This is a genomic window from Ruegeria sp. ABM4_193 (genome assembly GCF_056158705.1).
The window spans coordinates 1,053,310-1,076,399 of sequence record NZ_JBSWTT010000001.1 but is presented as its reverse complement, the minus strand read 5'-3'; the positions used below and the strand labels follow the sequence as shown (position 1 = coordinate 1,076,399).

Annotated in this window: 19 protein-coding genes; 5 read left to right on the top strand and 14 right to left on the bottom strand. The window is 56.9% G+C overall.

Annotated elements, in window-relative coordinates:
- Window positions 1-3: 3 nt before the first annotated feature.
- The 3 genes from ACXADZ_RS05410 to ACXADZ_RS05400 form a co-directional block, all read right to left on the bottom strand.
- Window positions 4-396 (bottom strand): cytidine deaminase, encoded by a 393-nt coding sequence (locus ACXADZ_RS05410; RefSeq protein ID WP_475193418.1) that lies wholly within the window; start codon window positions 394-396, stop codon window positions 4-6.
- A gap of 92 nt (window positions 397-488) precedes the next feature.
- Window positions 489-1,592 (bottom strand): cupin domain-containing protein, encoded by a 1,104-nt coding sequence (locus ACXADZ_RS05405; RefSeq protein ID WP_475193414.1) that lies wholly within the window; start codon window positions 1,590-1,592, stop codon window positions 489-491.
- Window positions 1,555-2,259, bottom strand: coding sequence for a hypothetical protein (locus ACXADZ_RS05400; RefSeq protein WP_475193408.1), 705 nt, complete (start codon window positions 2,257-2,259; stop codon window positions 1,555-1,557). Before ACXADZ_RS05400 ends, ACXADZ_RS05405 begins: the two co-directional genes overlap by 38 nt.
- Window positions 2,260-2,442: 183 nt before the next feature.
- Here ACXADZ_RS05400 and ACXADZ_RS05395 point away from each other — a divergent pair, with 183 nt between their 5' ends.
- The 3 genes from ACXADZ_RS05395 to ACXADZ_RS05385 all read left to right on the top strand — a co-directional run bounded on the left by ACXADZ_RS05395 (window position 2,443) and on the right by ACXADZ_RS05385 (window position 8,499).
- On the top strand, window positions 2,443-4,716 hold the full coding sequence (locus tag ACXADZ_RS05395) for an NADP-dependent malic enzyme (RefSeq protein WP_475193406.1): 2,274 nt from the start codon (window positions 2,443-2,445) through the stop codon (window positions 4,714-4,716).
- Window positions 4,717-5,084: 368 nt separating this feature from the next.
- On the top strand, window positions 5,085-6,974 hold the full coding sequence (gene prpE, locus ACXADZ_RS05390; protein WP_171091108.1) for a propionate-CoA ligase PrpE: 1,890 nt from the start codon (window positions 5,085-5,087) through the stop codon (window positions 6,972-6,974).
- Window positions 6,975-7,062: 88 nt separating this feature from the next.
- The gene (locus ACXADZ_RS05385; protein WP_475193403.1) at window positions 7,063-8,499 is read left to right on the top strand and encodes an amidase family protein; all 1,437 of its coding nucleotides are present in this window, start codon (window positions 7,063-7,065) and stop codon (window positions 8,497-8,499) included.
- A 259-nt stretch (window positions 8,500-8,758) separates the two neighbouring features.
- Here ACXADZ_RS05385 and ACXADZ_RS05380 read toward each other — a convergent pair whose 3' ends face one another.
- A complete protein-coding gene (locus ACXADZ_RS05380) occupies window positions 8,759-9,520 on the bottom strand; it encodes an NAD kinase (RefSeq protein WP_171091113.1) in 762 nt (253 codons plus the stop codon).
- A gap of 168 nt (window positions 9,521-9,688) precedes the next feature.
- Here ACXADZ_RS05380 and glyA point away from each other — a divergent pair, with 168 nt between their 5' ends.
- On the top strand, window positions 9,689-10,984 hold the full coding sequence (gene glyA, locus ACXADZ_RS05375) for a serine hydroxymethyltransferase (RefSeq protein ID WP_475193396.1): 1,296 nt from the start codon (window positions 9,689-9,691) through the stop codon (window positions 10,982-10,984).
- Between the two features lie 89 nt (window positions 10,985-11,073).
- Here glyA and ACXADZ_RS05370 read toward each other — a convergent pair whose 3' ends face one another.
- From ACXADZ_RS05370 to ACXADZ_RS05355, 4 genes are all read right to left on the bottom strand, one after another.
- Window positions 11,074-11,358 (bottom strand): YiaA/YiaB family inner membrane protein, encoded by a 285-nt coding sequence (locus ACXADZ_RS05370; protein ID WP_171093944.1) that lies wholly within the window; start codon window positions 11,356-11,358, stop codon window positions 11,074-11,076.
- Window positions 11,359-11,395: 37 nt separating this feature from the next.
- On the bottom strand, window positions 11,396-12,073 hold the full coding sequence (locus ACXADZ_RS05365; RefSeq protein WP_475193386.1) for a PspA/IM30 family protein: 678 nt from the start codon (window positions 12,071-12,073) through the stop codon (window positions 11,396-11,398).
- A 93-nt stretch (window positions 12,074-12,166) separates the two neighbouring features.
- The gene (locus ACXADZ_RS05360; RefSeq protein WP_171669198.1) at window positions 12,167-12,757 is read right to left on the bottom strand and encodes a TetR/AcrR family transcriptional regulator; all 591 of its coding nucleotides are present in this window, start codon (window positions 12,755-12,757) and stop codon (window positions 12,167-12,169) included.
- Window positions 12,758-12,814: 57 nt separating this feature from the next.
- Window positions 12,815-13,189 carry a hypothetical protein gene (locus ACXADZ_RS05355; protein WP_475193376.1) on the bottom strand — a complete coding sequence of 125 codons (375 nt, stop codon included), beginning with the start codon at window positions 13,187-13,189 and terminating at the stop codon, window positions 12,815-12,817.
- A gap of 89 nt (window positions 13,190-13,278) precedes the next feature.
- Between ACXADZ_RS05355 and ACXADZ_RS05350 the strand changes: the two genes are divergently transcribed.
- Complete coding sequence (locus ACXADZ_RS05350; protein ID WP_475193374.1) at window positions 13,279-14,037, top strand: alpha/beta fold hydrolase; 759 nt, start codon at window positions 13,279-13,281, stop codon at window positions 14,035-14,037.
- On the opposite strand, the gene ACXADZ_RS05345 is transcribed toward ACXADZ_RS05350, so the two are convergent.
- The 6 genes from ACXADZ_RS05345 to ACXADZ_RS05320 form a co-directional block, all read right to left on the bottom strand.
- Window positions 14,038-14,223 carry a hypothetical protein gene (locus ACXADZ_RS05345; protein WP_171093954.1) on the bottom strand — a complete coding sequence of 62 codons (186 nt, stop codon included), beginning with the start codon at window positions 14,221-14,223 and terminating at the stop codon, window positions 14,038-14,040.
- A gap of 92 nt (window positions 14,224-14,315) precedes the next feature.
- Window positions 14,316-14,693, bottom strand: a complete 378-nt coding sequence (locus tag ACXADZ_RS05340) for a rhodanese-like domain-containing protein (protein WP_475193369.1) — start codon at window positions 14,691-14,693, stop codon at window positions 14,316-14,318.
- Between the two features lie 66 nt (window positions 14,694-14,759).
- The gene (locus ACXADZ_RS05335; protein WP_475193365.1) at window positions 14,760-16,112 is read right to left on the bottom strand and encodes an HlyD family type I secretion periplasmic adaptor subunit; all 1,353 of its coding nucleotides are present in this window, start codon (window positions 16,110-16,112) and stop codon (window positions 14,760-14,762) included.
- Between the two features lie 2 nt (window positions 16,113-16,114).
- Window positions 16,115-18,184: a type I secretion system permease/ATPase gene (locus ACXADZ_RS05330; RefSeq protein ID WP_475193361.1), complete on the bottom strand. Its 2,070-nt coding sequence runs from the start codon at window positions 18,182-18,184 to the stop codon at window positions 16,115-16,117.
- 192 nt (window positions 18,185-18,376) lie between these two features.
- Complete coding sequence (locus ACXADZ_RS05325) at window positions 18,377-20,332, bottom strand: type I secretion protein (RefSeq protein WP_475193359.1); 1,956 nt, start codon at window positions 20,330-20,332, stop codon at window positions 18,377-18,379.
- A 133-nt stretch (window positions 20,333-20,465) separates the two neighbouring features.
- Window positions 20,466-22,760, bottom strand: coding sequence for a hypothetical protein (locus ACXADZ_RS05320; RefSeq protein WP_475193358.1), 2,295 nt, complete (start codon window positions 22,758-22,760; stop codon window positions 20,466-20,468).
- Window positions 22,761-23,090: the final 330 nt, after the last annotated feature.

The window sequence follows — 23,090 nt, the reverse complement described above, 5'->3', positions numbered from 1 at the left end:
CGTTCAGACATCCTCCATATGCGAGGCATCGAACGCGCCCGGCAGCAATTCTCCGATGGTGGTTTCGAACTCGGCGCCGTCCACGGTCGCCAGAGTGACTTTCACATCGCGCTTGCCGAACTCGGCCAGTTTCTGTCGGCACCCACCGCAAGGCGGCACGGGTTGCGGGCTAGAGGCGACCACATAAACTTCGGTCAGTTCCTGCTCGCCCGCGGCGACCATCGCGGCAATCGCACCGGCCTCAGCACACGTGCCTTCGGGGTATGCGACGTTCTCGACGTTGCAACCGGAAAAAACCTGACCCGAGGAAGACCGCAGCGCCGCGCCGACCTTGAAGTTCGAATAAGGCGCATAGGCGTTTTCCCGGACAGACAAAGCAGCGTCTTTCAGCGACATGGCGATTCCCTATTTTTGATCATCTGGTCAGAAAATTGGACCCTACCGGAAAAAGGTGGGGGAATAGAAGCCCCCCTTCCCTTGTTTTTCAGTCACCCCAGCGTAGTGGTGAAGGTACCGGGCAAGGTGACTTCCAGCAACTCGACATCATCCGACGGCGCGGACAGGCGCGTACGCATACCCGGTGGAATGACAAATGCGTCCCCTTGCTCCAGCCGGTATGGTTCACGCCCTTCGCCTTCCAGCGTCACTTGGCCGTCCATCACAAAGGTAAAATGGATATCGGTGTCATGGCTGGCCCATTCCGGATCACCCTGCCCTTTGCGCACGACCTGAACCCCGGCGACACCCTTGGTGTTCTCGGCAATCGTTGTGTCGCGGCAGATGTATCCCGGCAGGCGGAATGGCGTCCATTCCGCGTCCTTCGCCTGATTGTAGACAAAGCGTTGCCCCTGCCATTCCCGATCGGGGCGAAAATGCGGGGTTGGGAGCTGCATGTCATGGTCGATTTCCGTGACATGTTCTGCCGGCACACCGATCTCAATGACCTGAACGTTATCGGATGCTTCCAGCACGCGATGACGAATTTCCGGCGGCTGGATAAAGCAATCGCCAGCGGTCAGGCGCATTTTCTCACCTTGATCTTCATAGACGACATCAACCCATCCGTGGATGCAAAAGATCAGCTGAAACCCGACCTTGTGAAAATGCACCATGTCAGGCACCGGGCCACCGTCGGGGATACGAATATGGCTGGCGATGATCGATCCACCCAAGCGGTCTGGCACCAGATCGCGGTAGTGCATCCCTGCGCGGCCAATGATCCAAGGTGCCTGATCCTTGAGCCTGCGCACCACAAAGGAATGAACCGTTTCAGGCATCACAAGTGGGGGGTTACGCTCTTCGATTTCAACACGGGTGCCGTTGGGCGCAACAAGAACGCGTTCACCGTTGGCGAAACCTTCGGGGTCATCGGTCAGGATACGCAGCGTTCCAGCGCTTTCGGGTGCATCCTTTTCGATGCGCAAGCGCAACCCATGACCTGAGAACACCGCTATTCGCGGATCGTCTGCGGGATAGATCATGTCCATCTTCATCCCCAGTGTATTTGTGTAAAAGGGGATGTCGTCACGCAACTCCTGCGTGGGCTGGCGAAATTCAGCGTATGTCTGCGATGGATTGGCTGTCTTGGTCATCGTGCGTTCCGTTGGATTGCGTTTTGGGCCATCCGATCAGAACAGCGACCAAAATGCCAATCGAAAAGAACATCTCGAGCGTTTCTTCCAGCACAAAAAGGCGCACCATCATGAGGTCTGACAAAGCACCAGCATATAATCCCGAAAACTCTTCCAGAAGTTGGGCGATGACAGCAACAGACCCCGCCGCAATAAACACCATTAAGGAAAGGTTGCGTTGTTTGAACGCGCGCCAACCTGTTGGAATGCCGTGCCAGATGGCACCACCGAGCACAAGGATGACCAAAGCACCCCTGACCCAGGTGACATCTAAAAAAACGTCCAAACCGTGAAGGATTGCGAACGGTAGGCTGCCCTCGGAATAGATGTCGGCCTCTAATTCGCGTTCGGCCAGCAAAAGGCAAGTCAGGCCAATATATGCACGCGAGATGCCCTGATAGCGCCACAGCGCAGCTAGACCTGCGACAAACAAACCAGCGGCCGAGAGTGTTTCGATCGGGCCACCTTCCTGATTAAACGTCGCTGCGAACTCGGGCCAGACGAGAACAACGCCAACGAGAGCGCACGCCAATGCCACCAAGCCCCACAACGCCAGCCGAGAATAGCCAGCATGTGCAGAAAAGCCGGACGAGAAGCCCTCGGCTTGATCACTTAGCTTGATTGTCATTACTGCTGCTTCTTGCCTGAGTGGTTTTTGAATCGCAAAGTTGCCCGTATGTAAATGTTTTGCGACAAAATTCAATCCGCAGACGCCTCACAGTTGCGACAACTCGCCGAAGTGACGCAACGTAGCCAAGCTTGAAAAAATAGTTTAAAGTTAAATTATATTTTTTAGGGAGAAGAAGAACCGATGCCTGACACCCCCAGTTTGAGACAGGCTGCGCTTGAATATCATGCACATCCGAAGCCCGGAAAGCTTGAGATCAAGGCCACAAAGCCAATGGCCAACGGGCGCGATCTGGCTCGGGCCTATTCGCCCGGCGTGGCAGAGGCCAGTCTTGAAATCAAAGCCGATGCCGCAAATGCCGAGCGTTACACCGCACGTGGAAATCTTGTTGCGGTGGTGTCCAACGGCACTGCTGTTCTCGGGCTGGGGAATATCGGAGCACTTGCCTCGAAACCGGTGATGGAGGGCAAGGCCGTCCTGTTCAAAAAGTTCGCAGGCATCGATTGCTTTGATATCGAAGTCGACCAACCTGACCCCGAGAAGCTGGCGGATATCGTTTGTGCGCTGGAGCCGACATTTGGCGCGATCAATCTTGAGGATATTAAGGCCCCCGACTGCTTCATAGTCGAGAAATTGTGCCGCGAACGCATGAACATTCCGGTGTTCCATGATGACCAGCACGGCACCGCCATTGTCGTGGGGGCGGCCGCAAAGAACGCCTTGCATGTGGCAGGAAAATCATTTGGCGACATCAAGGTCGTTTCAACCGGCGGCGGGGCCGCAGGAATTGCCTGCCTGAACATGCTGTTGAAACTGGGCGTCAAGCGCGAGAACATCTGGTTGTGTGACATCCACGGGCTTGTCTATGAAGGTCGTGCCGAGGACATGAACCCACAGAAATCCCAGTTCGCCCAGAACTCGGATCTGCGGACATTGGACGACGTGATCGGAGAAGCAGACCTGTTTCTGGGCCTCAGCGGCCCGAATGTCCTGAAACCCGAAATGGTTGCGAAAATGGCCAGCCGCCCGATTATTTTTGCGCTGGCCAACCCAACGCCGGAAATCCTGCCCCAGGCCGCGCGCGAGGTCGCGCCGGATGCGATCATCGCCACAGGGCGCAGCGATTTTCCCAATCAGGTCAATAACGTACTGTGTTTTCCCTTTATCTTCCGGGGCGCACTGGATGTAGGTGCAACCGAGATCAACGATGAGATGCAGATTGCCTGTGTCGACGGTATCGCCGAAATGGCGCGCGCGACGACAAGTGCCGAGGCTGCCGCAGCTTACAAAGGTGAACAGCTGACATTTGGTCCAGATTACCTGATCCCCAAACCTTTCGACCCTCGTCTGGTTGGTGTGGTCTCTTCGTCTGTGGCAAAGGCGGCCATGGATAGCGGCGTCGCCAAGAGGCCAATCGAGGATCTGGAAGCCTATAAGGAAAAGCTGAACCAAACCGTCTTCAAGTCTGCCCTTCTGATGCGCCCCGTGTTCGAGGCTGCAGCAGCTGCCTCCCGCCGAATCGTCTTTGCCGAGGGTGAGGACGAACGGGTGCTCCGGGCCGCACAAGCCATCTTGGAAGAGACAACTGAAACACCAATCCTGATCGGGCGCCCAGAAGTGATCGAAGCACGCTGTGAACGGCTCGGCCTGACCATCCGCCCTGGAACGGATTGCCAGATCGTGAACCCGGAAAACGATCCGCGGTATTATGATTACTGGAACTCGTATCATCAGATCATGCAACGCCGTGGTGTCACACCGGATTTGGCCAAGGCGATCATGCGCACCAACACCACAGCGATTGGCGCAATCATGGTTCATCGCGGTGAGGCTGACAGCATGATCTGTGGCACATTCGGCGAATATCGCTGGCATCTGAACTACGTGGAACAGGTGTTGGACGAAGGCGACCTACGTCCGCATGGCGCTTTGTCTCTGATGATTTTGGAGGACGGGCCCTTGTTCATCGCCGACACCCATGTTCGTCAACTGCCCACGCCCGAGGAGTTGGCCGAAAGCACAATTGGTGCCGCGCGGCATGTGCGCCGGTTCGGGATCGAACCAAAGATTGCCTTCTGCTCGCAGTCGCAATTCGGAAACCAAGCCGAAGGGTCCGGCAAACGGCTACGCGCGGCGCTGGACATTCTGGATCAACAGCCGCGTGATTTCGTTTACGAGGGCGAAATGAATCTGGATGCCGCATTGGATGCGGACCTAAGGGCCCGCATCTTTCCGGGATCACGACTGCAGGGCGCGGCAAATGTGTTGATTTTTGCTCATGCGGATGCCGCCAGCGGGGTGCGCAATATCCTCAAGATGAAGGCGGACGGGATCGAAGTTGGCCCCATTCTAATGGGCATGGGCAACAAAGCTCATATTGTCACGCCTTCGATCACAGCGCGCGGGTTGCTGAATATGGCTGCCATAGCAGGCACCCCGGTTGCGCATTACGGCTGAGCAAACTCAGCAAGAAAACCAAAACCGCTCCCCAGTGTTGGGTGCGGTTTACCAAAAGTTTACCGCCGCTCTGCTATTGCAGTTCACGCATAGCCCGATTTTCTGAAGGCCGCGCACCGACCAGACCTTGCGCGTTAAGGTGAGTCGTGACCCGGTGTTTTTTTGCAGCAAGTAGTTTGCAGTTTTGCAAAATGGGCTGAAGAATATCGAATTCCCGATATTGAAAAAGGGGTTTGCAAAACTTTGCAGCCCCCTCAGCGGGTTCCTGCAAATATTTTGCGATAAACTGACGCGTCGTCATTTGATACGCTTGCCCGAAAGTTTTCTGGGTCCTAACACAATGTCCAAGTCGTTGTGAGGAGGACGAGATGGCGTATCAGGACGTTTATGACAGCTGGAAAACTGACCCCGAAGCGTTCTGGATGGACGCTGCCAAGGGGATCGACTGGGTAAAAGAGCCCAGCAAAGCGTTGTTCGACGAAAATGCGCCTCTCTATGAATGGTTCAGTGATGCGCGGGTCAACACATGCTGGAACGCTGTGGACCGCCACGTTGAAAACGGTCGCGGCGAACAAACCGCCATCATCTATGACAGCCCAATCACGCACACCAAACGTGAGATTTCGTATGTTGAACTGCGCAACCGCGTGGCCAACCTTGCCGGTGCACTGCGAGCCAAAGGCGTCGAGAAAGGTGATCGCGTCATCATCTATATGCCGATGATCCCCGAAGCGCTTGAGGCGATGCTGGCCTGCGCCCGTTTGGGTGCAGTGCATTCGGTCGTGTTCGGCGGGTTTGCCAGCAACGAATTGGCCGTTCGGATTGATGACGCCAAGCCAAAGGCGATCATCGCTGCATCCTGCGGGATGGAGCCGGGCCGTGTGGTGCATTACAAACCCTTGCTGGACGGCGCGATCGACCTGGCCGAACACAAACCTGAATTCTGCGTTATCTTCCAGCGTGAACAAGAGGTTGCCCAGCTGATCGAAGGGCGCGATTTCAACTGGCACGGCTTCCAATATGGTGTTGAACCGGCCGAGTGTGTGCCGGTAGATGGCAATGATCCGGCCTATATCCTTTACACCTCTGGCACTACGGGCGCGCCCAAGGGTGTCGTGCGCCCCACTGCCGGACATCTGGTGGCGCTGAACTGGTCAATGAAGAACATCTATAACGTCGATCCGGGCGACGTGTTCTGGGCCGCATCCGATGTGGGCTGGGTCGTGGGCCATTCATACATCTGCTACGCACCGCTCATCCATGGCAACACAACCATTGTGTTCGAAGGTAAACCGGTTGGCACCCCCGACGCTGGCACCTTCTGGCGCGTGATCTCAGAGCATAAGGTCAAAAGCTTTTTCACAGCCCCGACAGCGATCCGTGCCGTAAAACGAGAAGACCCAAAAGGGGAGATGATCGCCAAGTACGACCTGTCCCATCTGCGCGCCCTTTACCTTGCCGGCGAACGCGCTGATCCCGACACCATCATCTGGGCGCAAGACGCACTGAAGGTTCCGGTGATCGACCACTGGTGGCAAACCGAAACGGGTTGGGCCATCGCTGGCAATCCGCTGGGCATCGAAGAACTGCCGGTCAAGCTGGGCTCACCCGCCAAACCGATGCCGGGCTATGACGTACAGATCCTGGACGAAGGCGGTCATCCAATGAAAGCGGGGGAGTTGGGTGCCATTGCAGTCAAGCTGCCGCTGCCTCCGGGCACGCTGCCCACCCTTTGGAACGCAGAGGCACGGTTCAAGAAATCCTACCTCGAGCACTTCCCCGGATATTACGAAACCGGTGATGCGGGCATGATCGATGAGGACGGTTACCTTTATATCATGGCGCGTACGGATGACGTCATCAACGTGGCAGGCCACCGCCTGTCGACCGGCGGGATGGAAGAGGTGCTGGCCGCCCACCCCGACGTGGCCGAATGTGCGGTGATCGGCGTATCGGATCAGTTGAAGGGCCAGATGCCGGTCGGGTTCCTGTGCCTGAACGCGGGCGCAGACCGGGATCACGGCGATGTGGTTCAGGAAGTGGTCAAGATGGTGCGCGAAAAGATCGGCCCTGTTGCAGCGTTCAAGCTGGCCGTTGTAGTAGACAGGCTGCCCAAGACACGCTCGGGTAAGATCCTGCGCGGCACCATGGTCTCTATTGCTGACAACCAGGACTATAAAATGCCTGCCACGATCGACGACCCGGTCATCCTTGATGAAATCAAGGACGCCTTACAAACAATCGGTTACGCCAAGTAATCTAGGGGGCGGCGTAGGCCGCCCTTTTCGCGTCTGCACTTGCATCCTGGATCAGGCCCCCTACTCTCGCTGTAAACAGTGAGGGCCCATGACACACTCTGACATCTGGCGTCTCAGCGCTACAGATTTGACCAACCTGACACGTCGCGGTGATCTGAGTGCGACTGAGGCTGCTCAAGCTTCGATTGACCGGATGGATGCAGTCAACCCGGACCTGAACGCTGTTGTAGAAGATCTACGCACCGAAGCCTTGGAACGCGCGCAATCTCTGGATCACGCCCGTGCAAACGATCAACCGACCGGGCCCCTGCATGGTGTACCGGTTACGATCAAAGTGAATGTCGACCAAAAAGGGCACGCCACCACCAATGGCGTTGTGGCATTGAAAGATGTGATCGCCCCGGATGACGCGCCGGTCGTCAGCAATTTGCTAAAAGCTGGGGCCGTTGTCATCGGGCGGACCAATACACCAGAGTTTTCGTTTCGGGCCGACACAGACAACCCGCTATATGGGCGCACGCATAACCCTTGGGGGCGGCATATCTCACCCGGCGGGTCTTCGGGCGGGGCGGGCGCTGCCGTAATGGCAGGTATCGGTGCGTTGGCTCATGGCAATGATATTGGCGGCAGCCTGCGCTTTCCGGCAGCGGCCAACGGAGCAGTCACTGTGAAACCTGGGCTGGGGCGTGTCCCGGCCTGGAACCCCAGCCAAACGGTTGAACGAGGTCTGTTGGCCCAGTCGATGTCCGTTCAGGGCCTGATCACACGCTCAGCTGCGGATTTGCACCTGTCGATGCCCAGCGTGATCGCGGCCGACGCGCGTGACCCTTTCCATGTGCCAATGCCTTGGCGCGGTGAATCCCCCGACGGCCCCATCAAGGTGGCGTTCACTAAAAATACCTTTGGATATGCCCTGCATCCCGAGGTCGAAAAGGCGCTTGATACGGCACGGGACGCTCTGGTCGATGCTGGCTATGCCGTGGATGAGGTTGATCCACCAGACGTGTTTGAATGTGGCAGGATCGGCTATCGGACCTTGATGGGCGAAGTTCTGACCTTGATGAAATCGGATATCGAAGCAGCGGGATCGCAAACCATTCGAGAGATTTTCGACGTCTACTTTCAAGAATTTCCACCTATCGTCGAAACCGAGTTGGTTAAGATGTTGGCCAAACGCAGCCACTATGCGCGTGAATGGTCGCTGTTCTTGCAAGACTATCCGCTGGTTCTGTCGCCGTTCCTGCCGCAGCCCTTTTTCAAGCCCGACCGGGATACAGAAGGAGTTGAAGGTGTTCATGAGGTTCTGGGCTGTGCCGTGTATTCTTATGCGATGAACTTCCTGGGGCTGCCAGCAGCCTGCGTACCCGCACGGCTGGCAAATCTGCCTAAAGGGCCTCAGCCGATCAACGTTCAGATTGCCGCCAATCGTTGGCGCGAAGATCTGGCGGTAGATGCCGCGGTGGCGATCGAAGCCCGCGTGGGTCAAATGTGCACCGCGCTTTGGGAACAAATGGACACGACGTAGGCGAATGCAAAAAAAATAGACCCTGGGTCATTGTGCCCAGGGTCCGACTGCTTAAATAAGCCCGGAAATCTGATGACGAGCGTAGCACCACCCACCCTCGCCAGCGCAAAATTTGCACAATCATTCGAAAACGCCGTTCAGGTGGCCACTCACTCCCACCTTGGCGTGTTCTCCGGGTGAATTCACCCTAGCCAATTCGCGATAAATTCCCTGTGAACTGGTTCACATAAGCCAGAAAAAAATGTGCGGCGGCTCAAATTCATGTGAATTGTTCAGAAATTAGGCGTTCTTCAAGGCCGTGGCCGGGGTCAAACAGAATACGGTGAGCAATGGCCGGTTCAGACCTGATTTCAACCCAATCAATTTCCGGGAATGAGATGGAATCGGCATCCGCCATAACCGGGCGTTTATCTGCATCCAGAACATCGAACCGAACCTTTGCGATCTTGGGCAACAGCGCACCGCGCCAACGGCGGGGGCGAAAAGCGGCAATCGCCGTCAACGCCAAAACATCCGATCCGATGGGCAGGATCGGTCCGTGCGCGGAATAATTATAGGCTGTCGATCCGGCTGGTGTTGACAACAGAGCCCCATCGCAGACCAGTTCCGGCATCCGCACGCGGCCATCGACGCTGATCTTCAGCCTTGCCGCCTGTGGCCCTGCCCGCAACAGCGACACTTCGTTAATGGCAAGCGCCTCGTGCAGCGTGCCGGATTGATCCATTGCCCGCATCAAAAGCGGGTTGATTACTTCTTCCTCGGCATCCTCGAGACGTGCCATAAGGTCGTCTTCGTGATATTCGTTCATCAGGAATCCGATCGTGCCCCGGTTCATGCCGTAAACCGGTGTATCAAGATGCTGCATGTTGTGCAGGGTGCGCAACATGAAGCCGTCCCCGCCCAAAGCGACAACAACATCAGCATCCCGCGGTGCCGCGTTTCCGTGTTTGGCAACCAGAATATCCCGGGCCGTCTGCGCCACTTTGACATCGCTGGCAAGAAAGGCAATTCTCTTTTTCATGTTTTCCGGTTTCCGGTGCTACACATTTGGTTCCGAAACAAACATACCTTTCCCCAATAGGCCAGTCTTGACGCCCCAGCGGACCAAATCGTCGCTTTACAGCTTTTGAAGATGCAGCGTTTCCGATAGGAAATCCGCAAGTTTTTTACCCAGCCATGTGGAGCGCCCATGAACGCCAACCTTCGTGATACCGGATTTTTCACCCAGTCCCTATCGGACCGTGACCCTGAGCTTTTCGGCTCGATCACGTCCGAGCTGGGCCGTCAGCGCGACGAGATCGAGCTGATTGCATCCGAGAACATCGTCTCTGCCGCCGTGATGGAAGCGCAGGGCTCGGTGATGACCAACAAATACGCCGAAGGTTATCCGGGTCGGCGCTATTATGGAGGTTGCCAGTTTGTCGATATTGCCGAGAACCTGGCCATCGACCGGGCCAAGGAACTGTTTGGCTGCGGCTTTGCCAATGTGCAGCCGAACTCGGGCTCTCAGGCCAACCAGGGTGTGTTCCAGGCGCTGATCCAGCCCGGTGACAATATTCTGGGCATGAGCCTGGATGCCGGTGGTCACCTGACCCACGGCGCGCGCCCGAACCAGTCGGGCAAGTGGTTCAACGCGGTGCAATACGGCGTCCGCAAAGAAGACAACATGCTGGACTATGATCAGGTCGAGGCGCTGGCGAAAGAGCACCAGCCCAAGCTGATCATCGCCGGCGGCTCGGCCATCCCGCGCCAGATCGACTTTGCCCGCATGCGCCAGATCGCCGACATGGTGGGTGCCTATCTGCACGTGGACATGGCACACTTCGCCGGTCTGGTGGCGGCGGGTGAGCATCCCAGCCCCTTCCCACATGCACATGTGGCGACCACGACCACGCACAAGACCCTGCGTGGACCGCGTGGGGGTATGATCCTGACCAATGATGAAGATATCGCTAAGAAAGTGAATTCGGCGATCTTCCCCGGCATTCAGGGCGGCCCGCTGATGCATGTGATCGCCGGTAAGGCCGTGGCCTTTGGCGAAGCCCTGCGGCCCGAGTTCAAAACCTATATCAGCCAAGTCATTACCAACGCGCAAGCGCTGTCGGACCAGCTGATCAAGGGCGGTCTGGACACGGTGACCCACGGCACCGACACCCATGTGGTGCTGGTCGACCTGCGCCCCAAGGGCGTGAAGGGCAATGCAACCGAGAAGGCTCTGGGCCGGGCGCATATCACCTGCAACAAGAACGGCGTACCGTTTGACCCCGAAAAGCCGACCATTACCTCGGGTATCCGTCTGGGCTCACCCGCAGGCACCACCCGCGGCTTTGGCGAGGTCGAGTTCCGCCAGATCGCCGATTGGATCATCGAAGTGGTCGACGGCCTGGCGGCCAACGGCGAAGACGGCAACGGCGCTGTCGAAGCCAAGGTCAAAGCCGAGGTCGCAGACCTCTGCGCCCGCTTCCCAATCTATCCGAACTTGTAATCTATAAAACACAAATGATAACGGCGCCTCTGAGGCGCCGTTTTTCTTACTAAGGCTCGGGCCAAACGCAACGGCCGGAACGGGTGGGATCAGACCTCGCCCTCGGCCTCTTTCAAAGCATCTTCAAGCAGTTTCTCATTTCGCGCCTCTTCGATCCTGTTGATGCGATCCTCAGCCGAGCGGCTGTCAAAGCGGTATTTCACAACATTGATCAGGCTGAGTGTCAGCAAAACGATGCCCATACCCCAGTAACCCTTGGTCGCCAGCGGCACGTCGGTAGACAAGTACAAAGAGATACCCAGCAACAGATAAGCCACAGCCACGCCAGCACCGTTCAGCATCAGGATCAAGTTGTTTTCACCACGGTTAGTCATTTGAAGTCTCCTTAGTCAAAATACGGGTTCGTCAGTTTCAGGATTGAGCCTTAAGGCGGCTCAGAACTTCCGCTGCGCTAGAGCGGGTTTTGGGGCCATACCCGGCCTCTTCCATCCGTTGGGCCACGGTGCTGTGATCCAAGCCCGCGTCGATCTCGCGCAGGATTTCGGATTGTTCAAACGGGTCATCCTGAGACATCACTCGGGCGATCAGCTCTTCCGCCTCTTCCGCCGGGCTGGTGCCACCCAAGTGACGGTTCAGCCGCTTTTGCAGCCCCTGCTCTCGTTTCACCGCTCGCGCCGAGATTGCGCCTTGCTTGAGATCCAGAATACGGCGGTTGGCCGTTTGCACCGAGTGGCGCAGTTGCAAGATACGCGCCTCAAGCCGGTCGACGGTTTGCTGGCGCAACGCCAATTCGTTTTCCAAATCTGCAACCGCCTGCGCCGCGCTTTGAACAAGATCCTGCTGATCATCTGCCAGCGCCTGACGGGTCCTTTCCATCAAATCCTGGATGCGAGCCTGCAAGGTTTCGATTTGGCGGGTTTCACCGCGTTGCTTCTGGATCAGGCTGGCAAGCGTCAACTTGGCGGCCTTAAGATTTTGGTCGGCCTCCCGGATTTTCTGGTCAATCAGCTCAACTGAAAAACTATCGCGCAGCCTGTCTTCGGCCCGGGCATTTGCACCATTCATCAGGGTCTTCAATGTATTGAACATGTGATCCTCCAAATTCATGAACATCGTTCACAATTCGGAGATAGCAATTTCTTGAACAGCGTTCAAGTATTTTCATGAACGGCGTTCAGGAAACTATTTGTTTCCAATTCGTGAAAGAACCTGCGCGATCATGCGTTCAATCTGTTCAGGCGGCACGCCTGAGATACGGTTCTCTAGCCCAAGGGTGACAATTCCGTGCACCGATGAGAACAGCGCCCGTGTCATCAAATCCATCTCGACTCGATCCAATTCGGGGAACAACTCGCTGACAGGTTCGGCAATAAAGGAAAACAGGTCTTTCAACGCGCTGCGATACCAATCGGGTACCGAGCCATCATTCGGCATCTGCAGATCAAACAAAGCCCGCCACAGATTGGTATTTTTGTCGGCGAAATGCAGGTAAGCCGTGCTCATGACAATCAGGCGCTGCATTGGTGGCTCACTGCCGTCAAAAGACGTTCCGACAGCTTGCCCAAGACGTTTGAACGTACGCCCGTTTACAGCCATGACAATCGCGTTCAGATCTTCAAACACGTTGTATATGGCACCCAATGCGCATCCAGCATCTTTGGCCAGATCGCGTGCACGAAGGTCGCTCAGACCGTGTTGATCGATGCGTATCTCGGCCGCCTCAACCAGTTTTTCGCGCAACTGCTCTCGCCGGATTTGTGCTTTGGTTGCCATTGCGCCCTCAGAGATTGAACCACGTTCAGATCCCTGCGCATAGTCCGGAACCCAAGGTCAGATCAAGCCACGCCACCACAGAAAAACCAGCAGCAGTGTCGTCAGTGCCAGCAAGTTAAAGGCCAACCCACCCAGCATTCCCAAAAACCAGCCCCATCTGCGGTCGGCCAGATTGATCGCGCTGAGATGTCCTTGCACGACATCTGACGCGCGGATCAGCTTGGGTGTGTCCAGTACCTGCCTCAGCTTGGGATGCGCAGCCATCGCCTCGGACCGTGCCAACACCATGGCTTGCTTGTAGACACGTCGCGGCAGGCGTCGCTTGGCTTTTCGGATCGACGCCTCAAGCGTCTTGTCCCGCACGCCAAGCTTGGCGCGCAGCAAGGCTACGGTCTCGGCAATCCGGGTTTGAATGTCTATGTCCTGCGGCATGGAACCTCCTAACGCGGCAATCTAGCGTTTGGTTCAAAGACCTACAATGGGGCTGGTCGTCGGCAGTGCGTGCGGGTATCACTCGGGACATGTTGAAAAAAATAATACATGGCGAACCAACCGCCCTTCCGCCGCTTATCATTGCACATGGCCTGTATGGATCCGCCCGCAACTGGGGTGTGATTGCCAAACGGCTTTCGGACGAACGGCAGGTCGTGGCGGTGGATATGCGCAATCACGCGCGCAGCATGTGGGACCCGCAGCATGACTATCCGCATCTGGCGCAGGATATCGCTGAAGTCATCGAACAGTACGGCGGCAAGGCCGATGTGCTGGGGCATTCGATGGGCGGCAAGGCTGCGATGACGCTGGCGCTGCAACACGGGTCATTGGTGAACAAGCTGGTGGTCGCAGACATTGCGCCAGTGAAATACACGCATAGTCAGATCCAGTTCATCGATGCCATGCGGGCAGTGGATTTTTCACGCATCGAACGCCGGTCAGACGCAGAGCAGCAACTGGCTGAACTGGGTGTTGAAAAAGCACTGCAGAGCTTCTTTACGCAATCCCTGGACATCAATGGCAAACGTTGGCTGCTGAATTTGGATGTATTGGCGGATCAGATGCCCAACATCATGGGCTTTCCCAACTTGGATGCCTCATGGAACGGGTCCGCTCTGTTTTTGTCAGGTGGTGCATCAGATTATGTTCTGCCAGAGCATCGTGACAAAATCCGCGCGCTGTTTCCCAACGCACGGTTTGCCAAAATTCCCGGAGCCGGTCATTGGCTGCACGCCGAGAAACCGCGCGAGTTTGAAGCGGCCGTCAGAACGTTTCTGAACGCTTGATCATGCGCCCTGATACAACCGCTTGGCAACCATCCAGGATGCTGGCGCAGCAAGCACGGCCCCTGCTGCTGCGGCACCAACAATCGCGCTGACTGAAACCATACCGGCAGACAAAACGGCGATCACAGCCGAGCCCGACAGGGCAGTTGCGATCAGTGAATACAGCATAGCGGCAAGGCGAAACATGGCCGGAATTCCTTTTGGTGACTTCCAGCTAAATATCACACGATTCTAATGTGTTTTGCTTTGATTTGGGTCAGATGCGAAACGCCCATATGTCAGGCGCTGACAAGTTCGCCGCCCCCGTTTACCCAATCCACCAAACCGCCAAGGTTGTAGACCTGCAGATATCCCATGTCTTTCAGCAGCTTGCCAGCCAACGCTGCACGCCCACCCGAAGCACAATGTAAAATGATGGGACGGTCTTTGCGCAATTCCGGGTCGTGGGATTGCAGCGTGTCGTCTGCCCGGAACTCCAGCATTCCGCGCGGGATATGATGTGCCCCGGCGGCACGGCCGGTGGCTTGTAATTCCGCCGCATCTCGAATGTCCAGAAGCAGCCCGCCCTGCTCTAGAATGGTCTTCGCCTGCGCTGTATCAATCCGCGCAACCACCGCATTGGCGGCCGCCATCATGTCTTTGACCGTTACCGGCATGTGTGTACTCCTTCACCTGTTCCGGCAAAGGGTAACATGCAAAAATTGGAAGGTGTAGCCGTGACCTCAATGCTCACGAAATGCACGAGACATGCTGTCTGACACTGGTTTCGCGATATAGGCGGCAAAGGTCCTCTCTTCAGTCTGGATCATGATTTCTGCGGGCATCCCGGGCGTTGGGATAAAGCCGCTGACACGTTGCAGTTCATCCGGAGTAAGGGAAATACGTGCCAGATACACTTCTTGAGGGCTGCCTGTGGTCTGTTCAGGCAAAGCGTCAGCAGAAATATAGAAAACCTCTCCATACAAAACCGGGGTCGTGCGTTGGTTCAACGCGATCAGACGCACCGAGGCTGTCTGCCCTGTAATCACGCTGTCGATTTCCGTACGAGGAATCTGCGCTTCGATGATCAGGGGGGCATCGGCAGGCAGGATCTCGGCAATGGGTTCGCCAGTTTCAATAACACCGCCCGGCGTGTGGTAGTGCAGCCGCACGACTGTACCGGTAACTGGGGCCCGGACAACCGCCCGGTCCAGAACGCTGCGGGCCTGACGAGATTTTTCACGCACGCTTTCCAGATCGGCTTCGATCACGCCCAACTCATCCAGCGCAGCTTCACGATAGGCAGATCGGGTGCGCATGATCTGCTCTTCGTATTTCAACAGCATCTGGTTGATCTCGGCGGCTTCGGCCTGCAAGCGCGCCTGTTGCCCTTCGGCCTCGGCCTGAACGCGACGGATCGTGTTGAGCTCACCCTTGCGGACCAACCCCTTTTCGTAAAGTTGGCTCTTGGCCTCGTATTCTTCCTGCAAAATCTCGGCGCGCCGCATCATGCTGTCCAACTGAGCCTCAAAGCCGCTGGACCGGATTTTCAACGCTTCCATGTTCCGCTCAAGCAATGCGACATCATTCAGCAACGTCTTGCGCGACACGTCAAAACTGAGTTTTTGCCCATCGAGAATTGCCATGACTTCGACGTCATCGGATGCCTCGACAAGATCAGGTGAAAAGACAAGTCGGTCTTGTTCACCATATTCGGCCAGCAGCCGTTGGGTCATGGCTTGCAGGCGCAGTTTACGGATGAACAGTTCACGCTCATTGGCCTGTGCCGAAGTTTGGTCCAACGTCATCAGCACTTGCCCGGCCTGAACCGACTGACCTTCGACCACCTTGATATCTTCAATGATGCCGCCTTCAAGATGCTGAACGATCTTGTTGCGACCGGTGGCCACAAAGCTGCCCTGTGCAATCACCGCTGCCGCCAAAGGGGCGCTGAAGGACCAGACCCCAAAACCGCCAAAGCACACCAGAAGCATGATCAGCCCGATGGCAATCAGCCGGTTGATCGAGCGCGGAACCTCGGCATACCAAAGCTGAGGTTCATCGGCAGAATTCTTCACAGGTACGAGGTCATTCATGGTCAGCCCCCCTGCTGGCCTTCAATTCCGGTTTGTTTGCGCGGCGCGTTGATCTGTTGCAGAACCTGATCGCGCTGCCCGAACAGGGCCACGCGCCCATCGGTCAGCAGCATGATCTTGTCGACCACGTTCAACAGCGTCGGTTTCTGCGTTATAACGACCACGGTGATCTTGCTTTCGCGCGCCTGTTCAATCGCTCGGGCAAGCGCTTTGTCACCGGCCACATCGAGGTTCGAGTTTGGCTCATCCAGCACAACCATTCTCGGGTTGCCGAAGAACGCCCGCGCCAGCGCTATGCGTTGTTTTTGCCCACCGGACAAAGGCGCGCCATCTGCGGCGACCACCGTCTCATACCCTTGCGGCAAGGTCGCGATCATGTTGTGAACATCGGCCAAAACGGCAGCGTCGTGGATTTGTTCGTCGGTCGCATCGGCCCGCATCCGACCAATGTTGTCCTTGATCGTGCCGGGGAACAGTTGGACATCCTGCGGCAGGTAGCCGATGCTTTCCCCAAACTGGCGTGGATCCCAGTTACGAATATCCATCAGGTCCAGCCGCACACTGCCCGAAGTCGGCAGGATAGACCCCACTAATGTTTTCCCCAGCGTCGTCTTCCCCGCACCGGAGTTGCCGATAATGGCCAACGTTTCTCCAGGTATCAGCGAGAATGTGATCCCGTTCAAAACCACCCGTTTGGTCCCACCGGGCACATACAGCAGGCGTTCAACATCCAAACGGCCTTCGGGGCGCGGCAGGCGCAGTTTTTCGTATTGCAAGGCCGAGGTCGACAGCAACGCTTTGATCCGGCTGTAGGCCCCACGTGTCAGCAAATAGCTGTTCCAGCCTTCAATCGAACCTTCGATGGGCGCAAAGGCACGACCTGCAATGATCGAGGCGGCAATCACCATCCCGCCGGTGATCTCTCCTTGCAGGGCCAGATAGGCGCCCCAGCCCAGGATACCAATTTGGGTCAGTAACCTTACAGCGCGCGAAACCGCGGCGAAGATCACGTTGCGGTCCTGCGCGCGCACTTGCCATGTCAAAGACTGAGCGGTGTCCCTGCCCCAGATCCGCACGGCTTCGGGGATCATGGCCAGCGCGTTGATGATCTGGCTGTTGCGTGACATCGAATCCAGATGCTGGTTCGCCAGCGACTGCGCCTTGTTGGCCTCGGCAAAAGGTTTGGCTGTCATTTTCTGGTTGATCAAGGCAATCGTCATCAACAGCAGCGCGGTCACGACAACGATCATGCCCAACTGCGGATGCACCAGGAAAATCATCAGGATAAACAAAGGCGCGAAAGGGACATCCAAGAATGAGATCAGAGTACCCGATACCAAAAAGCCACGCAGTTGCTGCAAATCGCCTAACGTCTGGTATTCGCGCCCGTTGCCATGCAGAGACGCATGGGCCGCCGCGCTGAGCACAGGTGCGCCCAAGCGGGCTGCCACTTCAACCCCGGTGCGCATCAGCATGAACCGGCGCACCGCGTCAAAGGCCGATTGAAAGATCACCGCGCCTGCAACGATTGCGGTCAGCATGATCAATGTGTCCAACGACCGGCTGGTCAGAACGCGGTCACTGATCTGAAACAGGTAAATCGGGATCGCCAGGATCAGGATGTTGGTGGCGCAAGTCAGAACCAGCACAAAAGCAAGGTTGCGCCAGATCGCGCGGATCGACACCTGCAAGGTACGCTGAAAATCCTCGGGCGGGGTGCGCTTGTGAAAAGTTTGGGGTGGCCCCTTGCCATCACCGCCGCCGGTCTGATTTTGCGGCAGTGGCTGGTTCGCCTTGGCCTCGATCGTGGTGCCCATGCGGTTTTCGCCGGCTGCGCGCGCAGAGGGGGTCTTACGCGCAGTCGTTTCCTCGGCGGTTACCTGATCGGGGCCGTCAGCATCGGCCACCCCATTGCCGCCACCCGTTGGGTCTTTGTCTTGTGCGGGCTGCGGCTGCACGCGCCGATGGGGAGGATCAGCGCGCCGTTGTTCCTGTGAGTGGTGTTGGTCCTCGGCGTGTTTCAGTTTCTCAGGTTTCTCTGACTGTTTTTCATCTGGGTTTGGTACGCGCATCTGCTCTGTCAGATGCAGACGCGGTGCGATTTTGGGCCTTTCAGGTGCGGGTTTCACCCTTGCACCAAGATTTTGGCTTTGCGGCCTTCCTCCGCCCTGTCTGTCCAGGGGGCTGGATAAGTAAGGGCGGCGCGACGTGAATACGATCGACATCTACTAACCTTTTGGTCACTCGGTAAAAAAACAGGAAAATCAGGCCAGCACGGATTGCAGGCCGTCGTCGTTGGTCGTGGTATCTGTTGCCGGAGTGGTCAAGGCCAACGCAGCATCCGGCTGCGCGACACTCATATCGCTCATTATGGCGGCGATGGCTTCGTTGGTCATTGCCGTTATGTCTTCATTCGTGGGCATATCCAGCAGACTGGCCTGATGCAAAAGCAGATCCGAATATGCTCCGTTTGCGGCCATGATTGTCGAATCCACACCCATCTTGGTCACACTTGCGCTGTTCAACAGGGCGTTGCTGCCGGCGACCACTTCGGTCTGCGGCGCTTCGGGGCCGGATAGCTCAATGTCATCCTGATCCTGCATCAAGGTGGTCTGTTCAACGACGTTCACCTGAACCAGATCTCCGTCGATCTTCAGAACACGGATCTGCTCCATCCCGGCGAAATTGGGATCATTCAACAAAGCGTCTTCAAGCGCGGCAATGTCGTCATCGGCCAGCGCCATAGTGTCGGACATCTCTTGGGACATGTCCTGATAGGTATCGTCCCCAACCGTTTTGACAGAGGCTTCGTTCATGACCAGGTTTTCGTCGCCCCCGGCTTCGCCTTCATTCATTGACGGGTCCATGCCGCCGCTGATCACATCGTCATCCACCAAAACGAGCGTCTGGTTCACAACGTCCACAGAAACCATGTTTCCGTCGATGATGATCACATCATAGTAATTGCCCAACTGAATAAGGTCCGAGACGTTGTACATCTCGTTGTCGCCCAGCGCATACACGGTCGACGAAGCCGAAATTTCGGTCTCGATTTGGTCGATATCTGTGGCATCGATATCCTGCTTGATGAAATTCGCGACGACCAGATCACCCTGAACATGGTCTACGATAACAATCGGCGCCGCTGCCGCAGCGCCTGATGTTGCACCAAGCCAAGGTGCCGTTTTGGACTCGACCTCGATTTGCGAAGTCTGCACGATATTCGTACCACTTCCCGTTCCCGGAGCACCTTGATCCCAGTCGGAAACAACAGCGACCTGACTAATAGCCGTCAGGCTGACCGCCTGCCCTCCTACAGCTATAATCGGGGCGTCCACCCAAGCCACAGTGGCCGACATGGCGTTGATCGCAACGTTGCCACCGGTCACAACCAGGTGCCCGTCATCAAATTCCGGGTCCTTTGACTGATCCCATTCATCGGGATACGGCAGCTCGGCCGTGTCTTCCGTATCATCAGGCTGATGATATTCGGGAAGCAGATCTTTCCATTCCGGAGCGTCCGTTACGTATTCGCCGTTGACGATCACACCCAACGCATCGTCGCCATGGAACTGGTGCACAATCACGCCTTCAATGTCTGCGATCACCGGGTTTGCCATCTGTTCGGCCAGCGCCTCAAGCATTTCTGTCGATTGGTAGTCCGCGAGTGAAAATGATGGCGCAGCAATGGCGTGAAGCGACAGAGCCATATCCATCATCTGCTCGCCCTGGGCCATCAGAACCTCAGGATCCCGGAAGTCGCCCTCGCCCACAACGTCGTTGTCGCGCATGTAGACGCTTTGTACCGTAACGGTCACAGCCGAACCCAAAGGCACTGTTTCAGGCGGCAGAATGATCAGTTGGATAAACGAAGACGGGCCTGAATCGCTTATTTCGTTTTCCGGCACATACCGCACAGGTTCTGCGGAACCATCGATAACAATCATCGCTTCGGACACCGGAACGGTAGGCGCGTTCGGCAGCGGCAATTCGGGGTCAGAGGTTTGGAAAGTATAGGGCAAAGCTTTGTACTCGCCCGCAGGAATATCAAGGTCTGCCTTGATGTGGATCGAGGCCGGATCTTCCAGCCCTTCGATTTCGGCTTTGCGCCTCAGAGCGGTGAATTCTTCGTATTGATCCCGCAACCGAGACTGTTCGATCGTAAGCTCAAAAGTTCCAACAAAATGCGCTATCGTTTCAGAAATACTGTCTAGGGCCATGTCGGTTTTCCTTTTCACCCGTGCCAGCACAAATTTCCGGTCTGGGTTCTGTTGGGCCGGGGCCGCGTTTTACGGCCCCGGCAGTTTTGTAGAATGAGACGAGGCCCGAAAATGCGGGCCCCGCTTGTTTGACTTAGGTGTCGGTGTCGTCGCTTGCGTACGAGGACGTCATCGAACCGCCAACCATGGTTGTATCGACCGAGTTACCAAGCACATTGGCACCCATGACGATGGATTGGTTGAAGGCCGAAGTATCAACAACCGCCGCAGCCGAGGCGTAGGATTCGCCGGTCACGATGCCATCGCCACCATTGTTTGCGCCCCAGTTGCCGCCCGTGCCACCTGCGCCACCGTCACCCGAATAGGCTCCGGCTGCGCTGCCGCCCGTGATGGTGCCACCCATGGTGTCACCCGAGGTTGCGCTGCCCATCGAGGCTCCGCTGGTTCCGCCGTTTGCAGCAGACGCGCCACCGGCACCACCGTTACCCGAGTCAGCCGAACCCGTCGCATCACCGGAACCGGTCGAGGTCGAGTCGTTGTCGGAACTACCCGCACCGCCGTAACCGGCGATCGCTTCGGCCAGGCTGTCCGCTGCACCGTTTGTGTCCGCGTCTCCGAAGACATCCGCTGCACCGCCGCCGCCTGCGGTATTGGCTGCATCGGCAGATCCGGCACCGTTGCCGCTGGATGTAGACGTCGGAGTGGTGCTGCCACCTGCGCCGCCGTCACCGTCAGCTGCAGATGTGCCAGAGCCCATCGCATCTGCCGCGCCGTCGGCTGCATTCGAACCGCCGTCACCGCCGCTGCCATCTGTGGCTTGCGAGTTGCTGGCTGAACCGTTCACATCGCCTGGGCTCTGGTCGATATCAGGCCCACTTGCCGATTGATCGCCAACACCCTGAGCGTCGGAATCCGCATCAGCAGTGCCACCGGAACCATCGCCGCCCGAGCCGTCTCCAGCCGTTCCGTCACCGCCGTCACCATCTCCGCCAGTTCCGTCGCCGCCGGTTCCGTCACCGCCTTCACCGGGTTCCGCATCAATCATGCCAAGCTCTTCTTGCAGCTCCATGATTGCAGCTTCAAGCAACGCAGCAAAACCACCTTCGCCGTCACCGCCGGTTCCGTCACCACCGGTTCCGTCGCCGCCGGTTCCGTCACCGCCTGTGCCGTCGCCGCCAGTTCCGTCGCCGCCGTCACCATCAGCCGAACTGTCCGCACCGCTGTCTGCAGTGCCATCCGCTGTGTTGTCGCCTGCAGAGGCGTCATTGGCTTCGGTGTCGCTATCGCTGCTGTTCGAAGCTGAACCTTCTGTCGCAGCATTACCGTCGCCGCCGTCCGCTCCGGACGCATCTGTTGCGTTGTCGGCAGTACCGGTACCGGTTCCGGTCGAATCGGAATCGCTGTCTCCGCCGTCGGCGTTACCCGACGAGCTTGCACCCGACAGACCCAGACCAAGACCCAAGCCGAACGAATCCGCGCTGCCACCTGCGCCGCCGGTTCCATCACCGTCTACGCTTGTGCTGCCATCGTTGTCCGAAGAGGCCGAACCATCAGCATCGCCCCCGTTGCCACCCGAGCTGTCGCCGGTCGAGCTGGCATCGGAAGTGCCCATGCCCATACTTGCGTTGGACGCGTCACCCGAAGACCCACCGTCTCCGCCTGCCGAATCCGCGTCGGCGCTGCCGGTGTCACCACCTGCCGCCCACGCGTGGCTACCAAGCGTTGATGAGTTTGCCGAACCACCTACTGTGGTTCCTCCGTCACCCGAGGTTCCGCCGTCTGCGTTTGCCCGGATACCTTCAGCAGCCGTGGCTGTACCGCCATTGGCGTCGCCGTTCTGGTAGAAGCCTGAATTGTTGGCAACGCTCGCTGATTCCAGCGTGTCGTCATCACTCAGGCTGGCAACCTGATTGTTGACTGATGACATCGCCGTACCGGCTCCATCCATTGAGATGTCCAGGTTCATGTCGTCGCCGGGATCATAGGTCAGATCACGACCTGCGGTGATCACATCGCCAACCGTCGCGGAATCCCCAAGATCCAGATCAACCTGATCATCGTCGCGCGGTATCCACTCACCACCACCAAAGTCGATATTAATAGCGTTGTTATTCGAGTTGTCGTTGCTGTCGTCACCGGCATCCAATGTCTGCGACTGGTCTTGTCCCTGATCCTGGCCTTGGTCCTGACCCTGATCCTGGCCTTGGTCTTGACCTTGTTCCTGACCCTGATCCTGGCCTTGGCCCTGATCCTGACCCTGATCGTTCGAGTTGTCGACATTCTGGTCCTGCTGCTGCTGTTGCGCTGTCAGATCAGCCTCGACAAAGGCTTCTTCTACTGGAATTTCAACATTGACCGGAGCATCCAGATTTTCGACGTTAATTTCATCGACGGTCGTCACGTTGGTATTATTTACATTGCGTCTCATAACAAAATCCCATTTCTGGAACGCCAGACCGCCATTCATCTACAAAGCGGTATCAGGCGCGGTTGAAACAAAAAACCACACGCAGCGAACCAAGCGCTGAATGCGGTGTAGATTTACTAATTCGAGGCCACCTCCTTTCCCGGCTTAGCCGAAAACGTGACTCTCCGATTCAATGCTAAAATACGCTGAAGGCGATCACGTCAGGGATAGTCGCTTCTGAAATTGAAGCTTGGCCATGTTCGCAGCGACATCAGCCCGCGCCTAGCTGATTGAAAGTATAACTTTACTCAAGTATTTGTCTTTTAACATTATTTTGGCGAAGCGCTCAAG